This is a genomic window from Nocardiopsis exhalans (genome assembly GCF_024134545.1).
In the GTDB taxonomy this organism is placed as follows: Bacteria; Actinomycetota; Actinomycetes; order Streptosporangiales; family Streptosporangiaceae; genus Nocardiopsis; species Nocardiopsis exhalans.
On the sequence record NZ_CP099837.1, the window covers coordinates 5,074,990 to 5,092,588 of the forward strand.

The following is a 17,599-nucleotide window of genomic DNA, read 5'->3' on the forward strand; positions in this document are numbered from 1 at the left end:
CGGTCGATAAGACCACCTTCCCTGCCTGCTGTCAGGAGGTGCGATGGGCTTGAGGACGGGACTACGTAACGAGTTCCCCCGCGGCTGGTGGCGCTCGGCGCCGTGGTGGCTGGCGGGCCTGCGGGAGATCGGCCTGGGGGTCGTGGCCGTCGTGGCCACCGTCGCCCTGCTGCGCCGGGCAGTGCGCGGACTGCGCTCACGGGACGAGCCGGGGGCGCTGTCGGTTTTCGATCGATGTCTCGAGGGCTGTCTGGCCGGACTCCTCGCCCATCTCGCCGGTCTCCTCGGCCTGGCGGTGCTCGGCCTGCGCGGCGAGTTGACGGCAGTGCCGGCGCTTCTCCTTGTCCTGTCCGTGGCGTGGGCCTTGGTGAACGCGGCGACGGCGGGCCTGGCCCTATTTCTCGTCGCCCGCTCGCGGTGGGCCAGGCAGGCGGAGTGGTCGGTCATCGACTTCGTCGCCGCCTGGGCACCGCGCTACGGTCGGCCTCCGGAGACGATCGAAGAGTACAAGGCCGAGCGGCTGCGGGGGACAGATGAGGAGGTGTGAAGAAAGAAGAGGCCCCGTGAGCGCTGGGCGAATTCCAACAGTCGTCGCAACACGTGAAGTCAGTTGCTCGCCGTAAGGAGCTTAGCCAGACGCTCGGCTGGGGTATCCCAGTCGAGCGTCTTGCGTGGGCGACCGTTGAGCTCGACGGCCACCGCCTCCAGGTGTTCCCGGGAGTGGACCGCTAGGTCCGTGCTCTTGGGAAAGTACTGCCTGAGCAGGCCGTTCGTGTTCTCGTTGGAGCCGCGCTGCCAAGGGCTGGCCGGATCGCAGAAGTAGACGGGGATATCGGTGGCCAGGGTGAACTCGTGGTGGCGTCCCATCTCCGCGCCCTGATCCCAAGTCAGCGACCTGCGCAGATGGGCAGGCAGCGTCGCCATGGTCTGGGCCAGGGCATCACGCACATAGTCGGAACGACGGCCCTGTTCCAGGTGGACCAGCAGCGTATAGCGGGTCGAGCGCTCGACCAGGGTGCCGATCGCCGAAGCACCGTCAGCACCGATGATCAGATCGCCCTCCCAGTGGCCAGGAATGGCCCGGTCAGCGGCCTCGGGCGGGCGCTCGCTGATCATCACCATGGGCGCGGTGAAGCGCGGCTGGCGTTGCTGAGCACGGCGGCGAGGCTTGCGCACGGCTCGGCCGGTGCGCAGCGCTCCGGCCAGCTCGCGACGCAACTGGCCGCGGCCTTGGACATAGAGCGCTCGGTAGATCGTCTCGTGACACACGTGCAGCTCCGGCCGATCGGGGAAGTCCCGTTTGAGCCTACGGCTGATCTGCTCCGGGCTCCATCTTGTGTCGAGCAGCTCCTGGACCCGGGTGCGCAGCTCGGGGTGCAGGGCGAACGCGGAGGGCTTGGGTCGAGGCCGGCGGGCCTCGGCACGGGCCTGGGCGGCGTAGGGCCGGTAGGCGTGGACCCTGGATGCGGCGTAGTAGGAGCGGTTGCGGCGGATCTCCCGGCTGATGGTGGAGGGGTTGCGGCCCAGTTCAGTGGCGATCGCTCGCACGGTCTTGCCCTCGCGGTGCAGGTCAGCGATGTGGAGCCGCTCGTTCTGGGATAGGTAGCGGCCTCGCTCGGAGGTGGAGGGGAGGGGACCAGGCCGGGCCGGAGGCTGGTTGGCCTTGCGCCCGGTCCTGGTCTTGGTGACGCCGAACCGCCACCGGTAACCGGTCTTGCGGTTGATTCCGACGATTCGACACGCCTCGCTGGTGCTGTATCCCTTGGTCACCAGAGCAAGATACGCCGCACGCTCGTTTTGGAGCTTCTTGCGTCCCTGTGGTGATCGGATCTTGCGGGCCTTGAACTCGAAGTCGTCCATCGCACCCCTTCAGAGATGGGGTGTTGCAACGACCACTAGAACTCAAGCTGGACTCACGGGGCCTTCATCGTCGCTGGCGGTGTCAGTCGCACTCTTCGGCCCGATGTTTGTCGAGCATGGCCTTGCCGGCGTCGCTGTCCACGCGAACGTAGGTCGTGTCGCCGAGAGTGATCGTATCGTCGGTCATGCTCAACGTCTCGGTCCCGGTGCGCTCATTGCGCTGATCGTCGCCGATGGTGATCCAAGAGATCTGCGAATGGTCGTCGCTGAACTGGCCCGTCGACTCGACGTCGGCCTTGGTGTAGACCGCGTCGCACTTGTACTCGTTGTGCGTGACGTCGTCGCCGTCGACAACCAGCTGGCCGAGGTTGGACGTGCCGTTGACGTCCTCGGCGTAGTAGGTGCCGTCGAGCACACCGCCGCCCGAGCAGGCGGTGAGGGAGAGGCTGAGACCGACCAGGACAGCACTGACGGCGGTGGCCCTGGTCCGTACGGCGGCCCTGGGGGTCTTCATGGTTTTCGTCCTTGTTTGTCGAGGTGGCGGGGGTCAGCTCTGATGCAATCGCTCCAGGACTCGCGCCCACGCCCGGAAGCCAAAGCTGAACCAAAGACTATACACATGACTATCTAATCCACCCCCGCCTCTATCGACACAGGCAGTACTTGCTGCTCTAATTGCCTCAGAGATCGTGTACCACTTGTACCACTTGGGCATTGCTTGCCTGAGAATCCTCGACTGAACTGGGGGTTCATCGGGATTCACACTGTGTCTGATCTGCGGTAAGCCGAGCACTCACAGTCTCAGACGAAAGTTGATGGAGCACTGGATGCAGGTCATCGTGTCGGCCCTCCCCTTGACGGACACAGCGACGAGCGTCGACCCGGCATGTGGGAAGCCCCCGGAGCAGAGCGGCCAGGGGCTTCGTCAATGTCGCGGGCGAGGTGTTGTTAAGCGACGCGGTGCTCGCGCAACCATGTGTCGAGATCGTCGATGAGATAGACGACGCGCGATCCGATGCGGACATAGGCCGGACCATCACCGGTCACGCGCCACTTCTTCAGTGTTCCATACGAGAACCCGGTGTAGTGTGCGGCTTCTTCGGTAGACAGGGCAGCAGGGTCGATTCTCACGGAGGTCGTACGTCGGCTCGTGGTGGACCGGCCCGTGGTGGACCGACCCGCTGCAGTGGGCATCGTAGGTTCTCTCTTTCGTCTTTGGCACCGATCCACTCCGGTGCACACGTCGGACAGTCTATCCGAATCATGATTGATAGACCACTCATGTAGTGAGCTATACGTGATTCAGATAAGCGCTCATTGGTGATTATGCGTCATGCGTGGCCCATGCAGAGGCGACAGCAGCCGATGTTTACACTGACCCAATGACACGCGCGACGACAAGCAAGCTGGCTCCAGGGGAGCACACTGCCGAACGCTCGACCCCGAGACAGCTGGCCGATGGTACGTATCGGATGACCTGGACGCTGGTCCATCGCGATGGACGCAAGGTGCGGAAGGATTCCTACGGCGCGACCAAGGGTGAGACCCGGCGCAAGGCGAAGCGTAAGGCCGAGGAGCTGTTGCGCACGGGCGGCGGCACCTGGCGTCTGTCAGACCAGCTGTCGGACTACATCAACAAGGTGACCCGGCCGGCACTCGAGAAGGCCAAGCTCGAGGACCTGAGCCGGGCGAAATACGAGGCGGGGCTGCGGTTCCTCCTCGGAGACTGCGCGAAGTGCAAGAGCAAGGGCAAGCGCCACCAGCATGGGTTCAACCGGCACACCATCGGGTCGGGCACGACCCCTCGAGCCCTCGAGGAGACCTTCACAGAGATCGCCCAGCTACACGGCCTGTCCACGGCGAAGTCGTGCCGCACGGTGTGGAACAAGTACATCGCTAAGCGCCTCGTTCGCGACGGGATGATGGACTTCAACCCCGTGACGGAAGCAAGTCTGACCGACCTGACCGGCGTTCAGAGGCCGCAGAGGAAGCGCGGGGGTCGAGCTCTCATGCGCCAGGAGTACGAGCTCACGCTGCAGTGGCTCCTCGATGCCGATCCCACCGACTGGCCGGTTTCGCACAAGAAGCACGGGTGGATATGGCGCCCTGAGCTCCAGGTCGCCACCTTCCGCACCAGCATCGACATGACCCTGCTTCAGGCGACCACCGGGCTACGGCAGAGCGAGGCTCGTCTGGTCGACTGGTCCATGGCGCACGTTTCCGGCAACGGGGTCCTGAGCATCGACGTACCGGAGCACGTGGCTAAGGGCGACCACCCGCGTGTCGTCCTGGTCCTTGATCAACGGGTGACCGAGCGACTCCTCAAGCGCCGTGATGAGCAGGGTGGCGAAGGGTTCATCGTCGGTGCGCCGATGGATCCTCTGAAACCCTGGCATCGACAGAGGTGCGGTGAGGTGTGCCGGAAGCTCTACATGCGCATGGCCAAGGCGACCAGGATCGCACTGTTCGAAGAGCAGCGCTCGCACTTGTGGCGCACGACGTTGCGCTCGTTCTTCGTGGGTCAGGTATCTGAGGCGGTACTCAACTCCCAGTTCGGCCACTCGACCAAAGTCGCCAACCTCTACTACACCGATGCCTCCGACCTCAACGGCCTCGCCCAGGCAGCCAAGCTGGTCGACGATGAGTAGCGTCGGCCGCTGGAGAGTCCCGCACAGTACCGCGCAATATCCCGCACAGTGTGAGTAACGTGCGCCCACCCGGAGCACCTCCGGTCACCCTAGAATCACATGATGACTGAATCACTATGTGGGGATCACATCATCCGGATCGAGCCGAGGCATGCTCGATGGCAATCCAGACAGCGTCCGAACGAGGCGTTCCGATGCAGAAAAAAGCTCTCTGACCTGCGGATATGCAGGCCAGAGAGCGTGATCCAGACGATCAGACGTTGAAGCCCAGCATGCGCAGCTGGTCCCGACCGTCGTCGGTGATCTTGTCCGGACCCCACGGCGGCATCCAGACCCAGTTGATCTTGACCTCGCGCTCGAACTCGTCCAGGGCGCTGTTGGCCTGGTCCTCGATCACGTCGGTCAGCGGGCAGGCCGCGCTGGTCAGGGTCATGTCCAGGGTGATCGACGTGGCGTCGTGGTTCACCCCGTAGACCAGACCCAGGTCGACGATGTTCACGCCGAGCTCGGGGTCGATCACGTCCTTGAGGGCCTCGCCGATCTCCTCGGCCAGCGCCTCCTGCTCAGGGGTGAGCGGGGCGGCCGCGGCCTTGTCGACGGTCTCGGCGGACTCGACGCTCTCGGCCTTCTCGTCGGTCGTCGTGGTCTCGTTGTCACTCATTCAGGCGCCTTCCTTCTCCAAGGACTGCGACACCGCGTCCTTCCAGGCCATCCACCCCAAAAGGGCGCACTTGATCCGAGCCGGGTACTTGGACACGCCGACGAACGCCACGGCGTCCTCCAGCACGTCCTCGTCCGGCTCGCCCTTGCCCTTGGACTGCATCAACTCGGTGAACGCGTCCAGGGTCTGCATACCCTCGGCCACCGACTTCCCGATCAGGAGGTCGGTGAGCACCGAGGTGCTGGCCTGGCTGATCGAGCAGCCCATCCCCTCGTAGGAGACATCGCTGACGACGGCCTTCTCGTCCAGCTCCGAACCGGGTGCGGGGGTCAGCGCGACCCGGAGTGTCACCTCGTCCCCACAGGTGGGGTTGATGTGGTGCGCCTCGGCGTTGTGCGGATCCCGCAGCCCCTTGTGGTGCGGGTTCCGATAGTGGTCCAGGATGATCTCCTGGTACATCGCGTCCAACTGCATGGTCAGGCAGAATCCTCGTACTAGGCCCTGGTTCCGAAGAACCTCTGGGCGGCCCGGATGGCCTCCACGAGCGTGTCCACGTCCTCAATCGTGTTGTAGAGGTAGAAGGACGCGCGCGTGGTCGCGACGATACCGAGCTTACGGTGCAGCGGCCAGGCGCAGTGGTGACCCACCCGGACCTCGACGCCCTTGTCGTCCAGGACCTGTCCCAGGTCGTGCGGGTGGATGTCGTCCACCACGAACGACACCGCGCCACCGCGGTCCACGGCCTCGGTCGGGCCCACGATCCGCACGCCCTCGATCGCGCCCACGTGCTTGAGGGCGTACTCGGTGAGCGTGTGCTCGTGCGCGGCGACCCGGTCCATACCCACCTCGGAGAGGTAGTCACAGGCCGCGGCCAGACCGACGGCCTGCGGGGCCATCGGCACCCCGGCCTCGAAGCGCTGCGGCGGGTCCGCCCAGGTGGAGTGGCTCATGTGCACCACGCCGATCATCGAACCACCGCTGATGAACGGCGGCATGGCGGCCAGCAGCTCCCGGCGCCCCCAGAGCACGCCGATCCCGTTGGGACCGAGCATCTTGTGTCCGGAGAAGGCCAGGAAGTCGACGTCCAGCTCGCGGACGTCCACCGGCATGTGCGGCACCGACTGGCAGGCGTCCAGCAGCACCATCGCGCCGACCTCGCGGGCCCGGGCGGTGATAGCGCCGACCGGGTTCACGGTGCCGAGCACGTTGGACTGGTGCGCGAAGGCCACCAGCCTGGTGCGCTCGTTGACCAGATCCTCGATGCCCGAAAGGTCCAGTCGGCCCTCTTCGGTCACCGGGAACCAGCGCAGCGTCGCGCCGGTGCGCTGGCACAGCTGCTGCCAGGGCACGAGGTTGGCGTGGTGCTCCATCTCGGTCACGACGATCTCGTCGCCGGGACCGACCTGGAAACTACGCAGCTTGTCGTCGGCCGTGGCCGCGTTGCTCATCGCGTACGCGACCAGGTTCACCGCCTCGGTGGCGTTCTTGGTGAACACCACCTCGTCGGCGTCGGCGCCGATGAACCGGGCGATGGTCTCCCGGGCTGACTCGTAGGCGTCGGTGGCCTCCTCCGCGAGCTGGTGCGCCCCACGGTGCACCGCCGCGTTGTGGCGTTCGTAGAACTCGCGCTCGGCGTCCAGCACCTGGCGCGGTTTCTGCGAGGTCGCCCCGGAGTCGAGGTACACCAACGGACGCTCGTCGCGGACGGTCCGGGAGAGGATCGGGAAGTCCTCCCGGATCGCCGCGACATTGAGCAGGCCAGTGTCGGGCTGACCGAGCTCGCGGAGGGTCATGGTTACGCGCCCGCCTTCACGAACCGCTCGTAGCCGTCGGCCTCCAGCACGTCGGCCAGTTCCTTGCCGCCGGACTCGGCGATGCGGCCGCCGGAGAAGACGTGCACGAAGTCGGGCTGCACGTACTTGAGGATGCGGGTGTAGTGCGTGATCAGCATGACGCCGAGGCCGTTGGCCTCCTGGGCGCGGTTGATGCCCTCGGAGACGACCTTGAGCGCGTCGACGTCCAGACCGGAGTCGGTCTCGTCCAGAACGGCGATCTTCGGCTTGAGCAGCTCCAGCTGGAGGATCTCGTGGCGCTTCTTCTCACCGCCGGAGAAGCCCTCGTTGACGCCGCGGGCGGCGAAGGACGTGTCGATGGACAGGTTCTTCATCGCGCCCTGGAGCTCCTTGGAGAACTGGCGGAGCTTGGGGGCCTCGCCGCGCACCGCGCTGACGGAGCTGCGCAGGAAGTTGGACATGGACACGCCCGGAACCTCGACCGGGTACTGCATGGCGAGGAAGACGCCGGCGCGGGCCCGCTCGTCCACCTCCATCTCGAGGACGTTCTCGCCGTCGAGGAGGACCTCGCCCTCGGTGACCTCGTAGCGCGGGTGGCCGGCGATCGCGTAGGCGAGGGTGGACTTGCCGGAGCCGTTCGGGCCCATGATGGCGTGGGTCTCACCGGAGTTGATGGTGAGGTCAACGCCCTTGAGGATCTCCTGCCGCTCGTCCTCGTTGATGAGGACGTCGGCGCGCAGACCGCGGATTTCGAACTTCGTCATTTCAGGCCTCAGGAATTCTTCTCATCCAGCGACACGAGCACGTCGTCGCCGTCGATCTTCACGTCGTAGGTGGGGACCGGCTGGGTGGCGGGCGGGTTGATCGGCGCCCCCGAGCTCAGGTCGAAGCAGGAGCCGTGCAGCCAGCACTCGATGGTGCCGTCCTCGACCTCGCCCTCGGAGAGGCGGACCTCCGCGTGCGAGCACACGTCCCGCAGCGCGTAGACCTCGCCCTCGGTGCGCACCAGCGCGATGGGTGTCTCGTCGTCGGTCTCGATCCCCAGGACCCCCTCCTCGGGGATCTCGTCGAGCTCGGCGACCTTGGTCCAACCGCCCTGCTCACTCATGCGTGGCGAGTTTCCGCTCGACCTTCTCCATAACGTGGTCGCGCAGTTCCTCGTCGTCGATGCGGTTGACGATGTCCAGGAAGTAACCACGGATGATGAGGCGACGGGCCTCCTCCTCCGGGATACCGCGCGAGCGCAGGTAGAAGAGGTGGATGTCGTCGAGACGACCGCTGGCGCTGGCGTGACCGGCGCCGGCGACCTCACCGGTGAAGATCTCCAGGTTGGGCACCGAGTCCACGCGGGTGTCGTCGGTGAGCTGGAGGTTCCGGTTGTTCTCGTAGGAGTCCGTACCGGTGGTGCCCTCGCCGATGATCACGTCACCGATCCACACCGCGCGGGCGCCGGAGCCGCTCAGCGCGCCCTTGTAGTCCACCCGGGAGCGGGTGTTGGACACGTTGTGGTCGATCAGCGAGCGGTGCTCGTGGTGCTGGCCCTTGCCGGCGAAGTACAGGCCGTACAGCTCGGCGTTGCCGCCGCGCTCCTCGTAGGACACGCGCGGGGAGAGCCGGACCACGTCACCGCCCAGGGTGATGACGATCGACTTCAGGCTGGCGTCCTTGCCGATGCGCGCGTTGTGCTGGCTGACGTCGACGGCGTCGTGGTCCCACTCCTGGAGGCTGACCAGGGTGAGCTTGGCGCCCTCACCGACGTGGACGTCGAGGCTGCCCGCGCGCACACCGGTACCGGTGTTGCTGATGATCACGGTGGCCTCGGCCAGCGGCTTGACGTCGATGACCAGCTGCTCGAAGGAGGTGCCGCCGAGCGCCTTGCGGTCGATCCGGATCGCCTTGTCGGCGGCCAGCGACTGCGGCACGGTGACGACGGTGGCCTGCTCGAAGGAGGTGTAGGCCTGGGCGATCACGCGGTTGACGGGAAGGCCCGCCCTGCCCAGACGCTCGTCGCCGCGGCCGACCTGCTCGACGGTGACGCCCTCGGGGGCGTCCACGGTGACCTCGTCGGTACCGTCGGCGGTGCCCTTCCAGTCGTGCAGGCCCTTGAGGCGGCGCAGCGGGGTGAAGCGCCACTCCTCCTCACGGCCGTTGGGCACGGGGAAGGCGTCCACGTCCTTGGAGCCGTGCGTGTCGAGCTTGGAGACAGGGATCTGCCCCAGCCCGTGACTGTGCGCCTTGGGCTCTGTGTTCGCGGTCGTCAACTTATCCCACCGATCCTTCCATCTGGAGCTCGATCAGACGGTTGAGCTCCAGTGCGTACTCCATCGGGAGCTCCCGTGCGATGGGCTCCACAAAACCTCGAACGACCATGGCCATGGCCTCTTCTTCGCCCATCCCCCGGCTCATCAGGTAGAAGAGCTGGTCCTCGCTGACCTTGGAGACGGTGGCCTCGTGCGCGAGCTCGGTGTCGTCCTCGCGCAGGTCGTTGTAGGGGTAGGTGTCCGAGCGGCTGATCGTGTCGATCAGCAGCGCGTCACACTCGACCGAGGACTTGGCGCTGTGCGCGCCCTCCTGGACCTGGATCAGGCCGCGGTAGGAGGAGCGGCCGCCGCCGCGCGCCACCGACTTGGAGACGACCTTGGAAGAGGTGTTGGGCGCGCAGTGCACCATCTTGGCGCCGGTGTCCTGGTGCTGGCCCTCGCCCGCGAAGGCGATGGACAGGGTCTCACCCTTGGCGTGCTCGCCCATCAGGTAGACGGCCGGGTACTTCATGGTGACCTGGGAGCCGATGTTGCCGTCGACCCACTCCATGGTCGCGCCCTCTTCGGCGATGGCGCGCTTGGTGACCAGGTTGAAGACGTTGTTCGACCAGTTCTGGATGGTCGTGTAACGGCAGCGCGCGTTCTTCTTGACGATGATCTCGACGACCGCGGAGTGCAGCGAGTCCGACTTGTAGATCGGCGCGGTGCAACCTTCGACGTAGTGGACGTAGGCGCCCTCGTCGACGATGATCAGCGTCCGCTCGAACTGGCCCATGTTCTCGGTGTTGATCCGGAAGTAGGCCTGGAGCGGGATCTCCACGTGCACGTTCTTGGGAACGTAGATGAAGGATCCACCACTCCACACGGCGGTGTTCAGCGCGGAGAACTTGTTGTCACCGGCCGGGATGACGGAGCCGAAGTACTCCTCGAAGATCTCCGGGTGCTCCTTGAGAGCCGTGTCGGTGTCCAGGAAGATGACACCCTGCTCCTCCAGGTCCTCACGGATCTGGTGGTAGACGACCTCGGACTCGTACTGGGCGGCGACGCCGGAGACCAGGCGCTGCTTCTCCGCCTCGGGGATGCCCAGGCGGTCGTAGGTGTTCTTGATGTCCTCGGGCAGGTCCTCCCAGGAGGTGGCCTGCTTCTCCGTGGACCGCACGAAGTACTTGATGTTGTCGAAGTCGATCTTGGACAGGTCCGCGCCCCAGTCGGGCATGGGCTTCTTGTCGAAGAGCTTCAGCGACTTGAGGCGGAGCTTGGTCATCCACTCCGGCTCGCTCTTCTTGTCCGAGATGTCCCGAACAACGTCTTCGTTGATACCGCGGCGGGCCGTGGCCCCAGCGGCGTCGGAGTCGGCCCAGCCGTACTCGTATGTTCCGAGCCCTTCGAGCTCGGGGTGCGCGACAGAAGTCATGCGCGGACTCCTCCTGGACTCAGACGTCCTTTTGGTGAACTGAGCCGCCCGCCCGCTGGCGGATGGCCTTCATGGACGCGGGGGTGCCGTCCTCCCCGCTCGCCCCGTCCCCCCGTGGGGTGACGTGCGTGGTGCACACACCGTCGCCGTGGGCGATGGTGGCCAACCTGCGCACCGGGGTGCCCAGAAGCCGCGCGAAGGCCTCGATCTCGGCCTCACAGAGTTGCGGGAACTCGGCGGCCACGTGCGCGACGGGGCAGTGGTGTTGGCACAGCTGGTCGCCGCCTCCGGGTGCGGGCGCCTGGCCCGCGGTGGCGGCGTAGCCGTCGTTGGAGAGCGCCTCGGCCAGCAACCGGACCCGCTGTTCCTGGGGAACGGCGTCCAGCAGGGGCTTGTAGCGCCGCTCCAGGTCGGCTACCTGACTCTGCGCGAATTCGCTGACGGCCTCGGGACCAGCGGTCCGCGCAAGGAAGCGCAGGGCGTTGGAGGCGAGGTCGTCATAGGCGTGGACGAAGGCGTCACGCCCGGCTTCGGTGATGGCGAAGACGCGGGCGGGGCGACCCCGGCGACGGCGGCCGTGCGTGGGCCGTGCGTCGCGGGCTTCGACCATGCCCTCGCTGGTCAGGTTGTCGAGGTGGCGGCGGATGGCCGCCGGGGTGAGTCCGAGCCGCTCTCCCAGGGAGGACGCGGTGATCGGGCCCTTCTCCAGGATGAGGCGGGCGACGCGGGCACGGGTTCCGTGGTCGGGCCCGCTCAGGGGTCGGGGTGCGCTCGACACGTCAGTCACGGCGACCCCCTCCCGTTCGTCCATCGGCTCCTGGTTTAGACAACATCAGTGTGTCCTAAATAAGTCCACCATGGCAAACCCGGATTCATGCGCTTCGTCACGAAGGTCAGGCTTGCCTAACCTGGGCCTTCATCTGGATGTGACACAGGAGAACCGTTTTACGGCTGCCCGAACCTTTTTCGAGTTCTCAGCCAGTGGGATGGACGTACCACCATTCGGCCATTCCGTTGGAGGAACCCACGGAGGCAACGCTGATACGGCTCGGGCGCGGCGGACCGGAATCCGAACGGAACCGCGCACCTCCGGCAACCGTGCGCCACCCGATCACAACCAGACACGGCGCACCATTCTTCCACCGCCGGAGAAAAAAGAACCCCCGTGTTCCGCCTCATCCGGATCAGGACGTTCGGTCCACACACGAACACGACTGTCCGCGTTGAGGCGGGGCGGTGAAGCCCGGCACCGCGGCGCACGTAAACTCAGGCCCCATGGACACACCCGCCGTCGAGGTCGTCGACCTGGTCAAGCGCTACGGCGCCACCACGGCCGTCACCGGCCTCACGTTCACCGCGCGCCGCGGCGCGGTGACCGCCCTGCTCGGCCCCAACGGCGCGGGCAAGACCAGCATCATCGAGATCTGCGAGGGCTTCCGCCACGCGGACGGCGGAAAGGTGCGGGTCCTGGGGCTCGACCCGGTCTCCGACGCCACCGAGCTCAAGCCCCGTGTGGGCGTCATGCCGCAGTCCGGCGGTGTGCCGACGGGGGCCCGGACCGCCGAGTGGCTCCGGCTGATGGCGTCCTTCCACGCCAGCCCGATCGACCCCGACGTCCTCCTGGACCGCCTGGGCCTGGCCTCCGCCGCGCAGACCCCCTTCCGCCGCCTGTCCGGCGGCCAGCAGCAACGCCTGTCCCTGGCCTGCGCCGTGATCGGCCGCCCCGAACTGGTCTTCCTCGACGAGCCCACCGCCGGACTGGACCCGCAGGCGCGCATGGCCGCATGGGACCTGGTCTCGGCCCTGCGCGAGGCGGGCGTGGCGGTGATCCTGACCACGCACTACATGGAGGAGGCCGAGCGGCTCGCCGACCACGTGGTCATCATCGACCGCGGTTCCGTGGTGGTCGAGGGCACCCCCGCCGAACTCACCCAGGGCCGCCGCGAGGTCCGCTTCAACACCGACGTCCCGCTGGACGCCGAGGCCCTGGAAGCGGCTCTGCCGGCCGGGAGCCGCGTACTGGCCACCGCCGCGGGCGGGCGGCACGAGTACGCCGTCGCCGCCGACGAGCCCGACGCCCTGGGCCCGGAGTTCCTGGCCACCGTCACCGCCTGGTGCGCCTCCTCCGGTGTGCTGGCGGAGGACCTGCGCGTGCGGCGGCGTACCCTCGAAGACGTCTTCCTCGAAACCACAGGCCGGGAACTGCGCGACTGATGACCGAGCACACCTCCGGGACGGCCCGCGCGGCCGTCACCGACGCCCCGACACCCGCCCTCGACGCGAGCCTGTTCATCCCGGCGCCCGGCGCCGCCCCGATGTGGCGCATGATCGCCGCCCAGGCCCGGATGGAACTGCGGGTCATGCTGCGCCACGGCGAGCAGTTCCTGCTCACCATGGTCATCCCCGTCCTGCTCCTGGTGGGATTCAGCCTCGTCAACGTCCTGGACGTGGGCGAGGGCGCACGCGTGGACGCGCTGACGCCCGGTGTCCTGGCCCTGGCGATCATGTCCACCTCCTTCACCGGCCTGGCCATCGGCACCGGGTTCGAGCGGCGTTACGGGGTGCTCAAGCGCCTGGGCGCGACCCCGCTGTCCCGGTTCGGGCTGCTCGCCGCCAAGACCCTCGCCGTGCTGGGGGTGCAGGCCATCCAGGTGGCGGTGCTGTGCGCGGTGGCGCTCCTCCTGGGCTGGTCGCCGTCGCTGGAACCGGCCGGTGTGCTCGCGGTGCTCGCTCTGGTTCTGCTGGCCACCGCGGCGTTCAGTTCGCTGGCGCTGCTGATGGCGGGCACCCTGCGCGCCGAGGCGACCCTGGCCGGGGCCAACCTGGTGTACGTGCTGATGCTCGGCCTGGGCGGGGTCCTGTTCCCCACCAGCAGTTTCCCGGGGCCGATGGAGCAGGCGGTGTCGCTCCTGCCGATCACCGCGCTCAGCTCGGGCCTGCGCGACGTGCTCGCCTACGGCACCCTGCCGGGCCCTGGCGTCTTCGTGGTACTGGCCGTGTGGACGGTGGTCTGCGGTTTCCTGGCCTCCCGCCTGTTCCGCTGGGAGTGACCGCCCGGGTCCGCGGTGACCGCTAAGATACGGCGTCACCGCTCAGGTCTAGGGTGTCGGTCATGACGATCGACATCGACGCGGTGACCGAGATTCTCCGCGAGGCCGCCGACACCGCGGTCCTCCCCCGATTCCAGACCCTGCGCGAGGACGAGGTCTCGGAGAAGTCGCCCGGGGAGATCGTCACCGTCGCCGACCGCGAGGCCGAGGCCATCATCGGTCTGCGGTTACGGGATCTCCTCGACGTGCCCGTGGTAGGCGAGGAGGCCGCCTCAGCCACCCCCGACCTGGTCAGAGCCCTGCGGAACGAACCCGCGGCCTGGCTGGTCGACCCCGTGGACGGCACCAAGAACTTCACCCGGGGCAGCACCGCGTTCGCGGTCATGGCGGCCCTGGTCCGCGAAGGTCGGGCCGTGGCCTCCTGGATCCTGCACCCGATCGAGGGCACCGTCTACACCGCCGAGCTGGGATCGGGCGCCTGGCGCGACGGGACCCGCCTGCACCGCGAACCCGCGCCCGAGAAGACGAGCGAGCTGCGGGGCGCGGTCCAGCGCCGCTTCTTCTCCCCCGCCGAGCGCGATCGGGTGGAGGCCGTGGCCGCCGAGTTCGCCGAACTGGGCGGGGGCGCCGGATGTGCGGGGGTGGACTACCCGCGGCTCGCGGAGGGCGGTCTGGACTTCATGCTGTTCTCCCAACCCATGCCCTGGGACCACGCCCCCGGCGGGCTGCTGCTGAGCGAGGCGGGCGGGCTCAGCCTCCGGCCCGAGGGCATCCCCTACCGGCCTGACCAGGACGAACGACTCCTGCTGGACGCCGCGGACCAGCGGACATGGGACAGAGCACGTTCACTGCTGCTGCCCTGAGCGCGGATCACGGCGGCCGGGTCTCTACGCTGTCGTTCATGACGATCGATTTCGACGCGGTGACCGAGATCCTCCGCGAGGCCGCCGACACCGCGGTCCTCCCCCACTTCCAGACCCTGCGCGAGGACGAGGTCTCGGAGAAGTCACCCGGGGAGATCGTCACCGTCGCCGACCGCGAGGCCGAGGCCATCATCAGTCCGCGCCTGCGGGATCTGCTCGACGTCCCCGTGGTGGGTGAGGAGGCGACCGCCGCCGACCCCGAGCTGGTCCGGGCCCTGCGGAACGAACCCGCGGCCTGGCTGGTCGACCCCGTGGACGGCACCAAGAACTTCACCCGGGGCGAGCGGGAGTTCGCGGTCATGGCGGCCCTGGTCCGGGAAGGGCGGACCGTCGCCTCCTGGATCCTGCGCCCCACCGAGGGCACCGTCTACACCGCCGAACTGGGGTCGGGTGCCTGGCGCGACGGGACCCGCCTGCGCCGCGAACCCGCGCCCGCCGAACCGGCCCGGATGCGCGGAGCCGTGCTCTCCCGATTCCTGTCGCCCAGACAGCGCGAACACGTGACCGCGGTGACCCCGGAGTTCGCCGAGGTGGGCGCGGGCGCGTACTGCGCCGGGGTGGACTATCCCCGGCTGGCCGAGGGCGAGCTGGACTTCGTGCTGTTCAACCGCACGCTGCCCTGGGACCACGCCCCCGGCGGGCTGCTGCTGAGCGAGGCGGGCGGGGCCGCCCTCCGCCTGGAAGGCGACCCCTACCGGCCCGACGACGACCGGGTCGGCCTGCTCAACGCCGCCGACGAGACGTCGTGGCGGACGGTGCGCTCCCTCCTGTTGCCGTCCTGAGTACTGACCTCCTGAACCGGGGTGTGGTGGTGCGCCTCGCGGTGAGCAGTACGGTCACGGCCACCAGTACGAGCACCGCACCGATCAGGGGGTAGCCCGCGCTCGGCGGGGCGACGGTGAGGAACAGGCCCACGCCCGCGCCGCCCACCGTCGAACCCGCGTTGTAGGCGGTGTTCACCCAGTTTCCGGCCCGGGTCCGGTAACCGGGGGCCACCGACTCGTCGGCGAGCAGGTAGGCGGTGGTGAGCAGGGGCGCGCCGAACACCCCGATCACGAACAGCAGCGCCACCAGGACCGGGACCCCGGACACCAGGGCGGCCGCGGCCACGCCCCCGCCCAGTGCCAGCCCGAGCAGCGCCAGCCTGGTGCGGGTGCCGGTCCGCCAGGCGACGGCGCCGTAGGCCAGCCCGCCAAGGGCGCTACCCGCGGTCTGGGCGGACTCCACCAGGACGACGGCCTCGACCGCGCCCCGCTGCTCGGCGAAGGCGACGTTCAGCAGTACGGCCGAGCCCAGGGTGAGACCGGCGGCGCCGGAGATCGCGACGGCGGACAGGAAGCCCCCGCGCGCGGTCGGGTGCGGGTCGTGCGCCCGCCCCCCGCCCGGATCAGGTTTCGGAGCGGGTTCGGTGGCGGAACCGGTCCCGGTGCGGGCGGCGGCCATGGAGCGGGCGGCGGCCGAGGTCACCAGGCCGACGGTCCCGGACACGACCAGGACCGCGCCGAGCGCCAGCCCTGCGGAGGGCGGCCACACCCACATCAGGGCGCCCAGGAGCAGTGGCCCGGTGAAGAAGATGAGCTCCTCGGTGACGGTGTCCAGGCTGTAGGCCCGTTGGAGGAGTTCGCGGTCGGTGATGAGGTGGCTCCACACGCTGCGGGTGACCGGTCCGAGCGGGGGCGCGCAGGCCCCGGCGACCGAGGCCAGGGCGACCAGGGACCCGAGATGCGCCCCGGGGTTCCAGGAGGCGGCGGCCAGACCCAGCAGGGCCGACGCGTGCAGGAGGGCCATCGGGAGGAGGGCCCGCAGCAGGCCGTGGCGGTCGATCAGCAAGGCCCGCAGCGGCGACAGGACCGCGACGGTGAGGCCGAACAGGCCCATCACCAGCCCGACGCGGGCGTAGGAGCCGGTGGTGTGGACGACGGCCAGGATCAGGGCGAGCGAGACCATCCCGTAGGACAGGCGGCCCAGCATGGCGGGGGTGAGGAAACGGGGGACCCCCGTGACGCGCAGGACGGCACGGTAGGTCGGCGCCCGGTCGGGCGAGGGCATGGGTGTTCTCCGTCAGGAGGGCGGCGCGCGTGGTCAACGCCGCGGATGTGCGTGGACGCCGAAGGACCGCGGGGCTCAGGGCCTGGCCGCGGTCGGGGGCGTCGCTCTACGCACAGGGGGAGAACATGCGAGCGAGGGTAGCAGCGGGGCGGCGGGTGTCATCCCTCGCCTCCCCGGGCGTCACCCTCGCGCTTGTGGTTCCTCCGGCTACTCGTCCTCTTCGGCGGCTTCCGCGTCCAGTGGGATCAGGCGCCACTGCTGGTGGGCGTGGCCGCCGTCCTCGCCCTGGGCGACCAGGGTGCCGTTGTCGGGTCCGCCGCCCTGGCCCTCCAGGGCCTGGCCGGTGGCGCGGTTGAGCAGGCGGACGTGGCCCGGGCCGAGCTCCACCACCCGCCAGTGCTGGTTGTGCTGGCCGGTCCTGGTGAGCAGCGCCGAACCGGGTTGGGCCTCCTCGTCGGCGGGGATCTCCAGCAGTTTGCCGCTGCCCACCCCGACGATCTCGTAGAAGTCGTCTTCCACGTGGACGAACCGCCACTGCTGGTGGCCCTCGTCGTGACGGTCCCACAGGTGGATGTGGGCGCCGTTCTGGTCGGAGCCGCCGGCGACGTCGGCGACCCGGTCGCCGTGCACGTTCTGGAGGACGTAGGTCAGCTCGGGGTCGAGCTCGGCGGGATGGGTCTCCTCTTCCTCCTCGGGCTCCTCGGGCTCCTCGGGTTCCGGTTCCTCCTCGGGGGCGCCCGGGGGCTGGACGAGGATGCCCGAGACCACGGTCATCTCCTCGGGCTCGGCCTCGGTCTCGGCGACGAGCACCCCCGCGACGTACCCGCCGAGACCTACTACCAGGACCAGGGCGGTCGCACCGGCCAGGACCGGCCACCGGGGAACGTACGACTCCGTGGCGGCGGCTCGCGGGGCTCTGCGTCGGGACCGGGACATGGCG

Annotated in this window: 19 protein-coding genes; 6 read left to right on the forward strand and 13 right to left on the reverse strand. The window is 68.3% G+C overall.

Annotated elements, in window-relative coordinates; all coding sequences use genetic code 11:
• Positions 1–43: 43 nt before the first annotated feature.
• Complete coding sequence (locus NE857_RS22465) at positions 44–547, forward strand: hypothetical protein (protein ID WP_184365202.1); 504 nt, start codon at positions 44–46, stop codon at positions 545–547.
• Between the two features lie 59 nt (positions 548–606).
• Here NE857_RS22465 and NE857_RS22470 read toward each other — a convergent pair whose 3' ends face one another.
• From NE857_RS22470 to NE857_RS22480, 3 genes are all read right to left on the reverse strand, one after another.
• Positions 607–1,860 (reverse strand): IS30 family transposase, encoded by a 1,254-nt coding sequence (locus tag NE857_RS22470; RefSeq protein ID WP_254417553.1) that lies wholly within the window; start codon positions 1,858–1,860, stop codon positions 607–609.
• Between the two features lie 82 nt (positions 1,861–1,942).
• Positions 1,943–2,374 (reverse strand): hypothetical protein, encoded by a 432-nt coding sequence (locus NE857_RS22475; protein WP_184365203.1) that lies wholly within the window; start codon positions 2,372–2,374, stop codon positions 1,943–1,945.
• Between the two features lie 434 nt (positions 2,375–2,808).
• A complete protein-coding gene (locus NE857_RS22480) occupies positions 2,809–2,991 on the reverse strand; it encodes a helix-turn-helix transcriptional regulator (RefSeq protein ID WP_221318798.1) in 183 nt (60 codons plus the stop codon).
• Between the two features lie 341 nt (positions 2,992–3,332).
• Between NE857_RS22480 and NE857_RS22485 the strand changes: the two genes are divergently transcribed.
• Positions 3,333–4,508, forward strand: a complete 1,176-nt coding sequence (locus NE857_RS22485) for a hypothetical protein (protein ID WP_184365205.1) — start codon at positions 3,333–3,335, stop codon at positions 4,506–4,508.
• Positions 4,509–4,761: 253 nt separating this feature from the next.
• On the opposite strand, the gene NE857_RS22490 is transcribed toward NE857_RS22485, so the two are convergent.
• From NE857_RS22490 to NE857_RS22525, 8 genes are read right to left on the reverse strand one after another with little or no spacing between them, the layout of a single operon-like run.
• Positions 4,762–5,169: a metal-sulfur cluster assembly factor gene (locus NE857_RS22490; RefSeq protein WP_254417554.1), complete on the reverse strand. Its 408-nt coding sequence runs from the start codon at positions 5,167–5,169 to the stop codon at positions 4,762–4,764.
• Positions 5,170–5,643: a Fe-S cluster assembly sulfur transfer protein SufU gene (gene sufU, locus NE857_RS22495; protein WP_017582562.1), complete on the reverse strand. Its 474-nt coding sequence runs from the start codon at positions 5,641–5,643 to the stop codon at positions 5,170–5,172.
• 20 nt (positions 5,644–5,663) lie between these two features.
• A complete protein-coding gene (locus tag NE857_RS22500) occupies positions 5,664–6,962 on the reverse strand; it encodes a cysteine desulfurase (RefSeq protein WP_254417555.1) in 1,299 nt (432 codons plus the stop codon).
• A 2-nt stretch (positions 6,963–6,964) separates the two neighbouring features.
• Complete coding sequence (sufC, locus tag NE857_RS22505) at positions 6,965–7,726, reverse strand: Fe-S cluster assembly ATPase SufC (protein WP_254417556.1); 762 nt, start codon at positions 7,724–7,726, stop codon at positions 6,965–6,967.
• A gap of 8 nt (positions 7,727–7,734) precedes the next feature.
• Positions 7,735–8,070 (reverse strand): non-heme iron oxygenase ferredoxin subunit, encoded by a 336-nt coding sequence (locus NE857_RS22510; protein WP_017582565.1) that lies wholly within the window; start codon positions 8,068–8,070, stop codon positions 7,735–7,737.
• Positions 8,063–9,223 (reverse strand): Fe-S cluster assembly protein SufD, encoded by a 1,161-nt coding sequence (gene sufD / locus NE857_RS22515; RefSeq protein ID WP_254417557.1) that lies wholly within the window; start codon positions 9,221–9,223, stop codon positions 8,063–8,065. The genes NE857_RS22510 and sufD overlap by 8 nt, the downstream gene beginning before the upstream one ends.
• A gap of 1 nt (position 9,224) precedes the next feature.
• Positions 9,225–10,637: a Fe-S cluster assembly protein SufB gene (gene sufB / locus NE857_RS22520; protein ID WP_017582567.1), complete on the reverse strand. Its 1,413-nt coding sequence runs from the start codon at positions 10,635–10,637 to the stop codon at positions 9,225–9,227.
• A gap of 19 nt (positions 10,638–10,656) precedes the next feature.
• Positions 10,657–11,448 (reverse strand): helix-turn-helix transcriptional regulator, encoded by a 792-nt coding sequence (locus tag NE857_RS22525; RefSeq protein ID WP_425572209.1) that lies wholly within the window; start codon positions 11,446–11,448, stop codon positions 10,657–10,659.
• A gap of 464 nt (positions 11,449–11,912) precedes the next feature.
• Here NE857_RS22525 and NE857_RS22530 point away from each other — a divergent pair, with 464 nt between their 5' ends.
• The 4 genes from NE857_RS22530 (at position 11,913) to NE857_RS22545 (ending at position 15,392) form a co-directional block, all read left to right on the forward strand.
• A complete protein-coding gene (locus NE857_RS22530; protein WP_254417558.1) occupies positions 11,913–12,851 on the forward strand; it encodes an ABC transporter ATP-binding protein in 939 nt (312 codons plus the stop codon).
• Positions 12,851–13,687, forward strand: coding sequence for an ABC transporter permease (locus NE857_RS22535; RefSeq protein WP_254417559.1), 837 nt, complete (start codon positions 12,851–12,853; stop codon positions 13,685–13,687). Before NE857_RS22530 ends, NE857_RS22535 begins: the two co-directional genes overlap by 1 nt.
• A 62-nt stretch (positions 13,688–13,749) precedes the next feature.
• Positions 13,750–14,550, forward strand: coding sequence for an inositol monophosphatase family protein (locus NE857_RS22540; RefSeq protein ID WP_254417560.1), 801 nt, complete (start codon positions 13,750–13,752; stop codon positions 14,548–14,550).
• A gap of 38 nt (positions 14,551–14,588) precedes the next feature.
• Positions 14,589–15,392: an inositol monophosphatase family protein gene (locus tag NE857_RS22545; protein ID WP_254417561.1), complete on the forward strand. Its 804-nt coding sequence runs from the start codon at positions 14,589–14,591 to the stop codon at positions 15,390–15,392.
• On the opposite strand, the gene NE857_RS22550 is transcribed toward NE857_RS22545, so the two are convergent.
• Both NE857_RS22550 and NE857_RS22555 read right to left on the reverse strand, forming a co-directional pair.
• The gene (locus NE857_RS22550; RefSeq protein WP_254417562.1) at positions 15,334–16,659 is read right to left on the reverse strand and encodes an MFS transporter; all 1,326 of its coding nucleotides are present in this window, start codon (positions 16,657–16,659) and stop codon (positions 15,334–15,336) included. The two genes, NE857_RS22545 and NE857_RS22550, sit on opposite strands and share 59 nt — an antisense overlap.
• Before the next feature lie 207 nt (positions 16,660–16,866).
• The gene (locus NE857_RS22555) at positions 16,867–17,595 is read right to left on the reverse strand and encodes an RICIN domain-containing protein (RefSeq protein ID WP_184365216.1); all 729 of its coding nucleotides are present in this window, start codon (positions 17,593–17,595) and stop codon (positions 16,867–16,869) included.
• Positions 17,596–17,599: the final 4 nt, after the last annotated feature.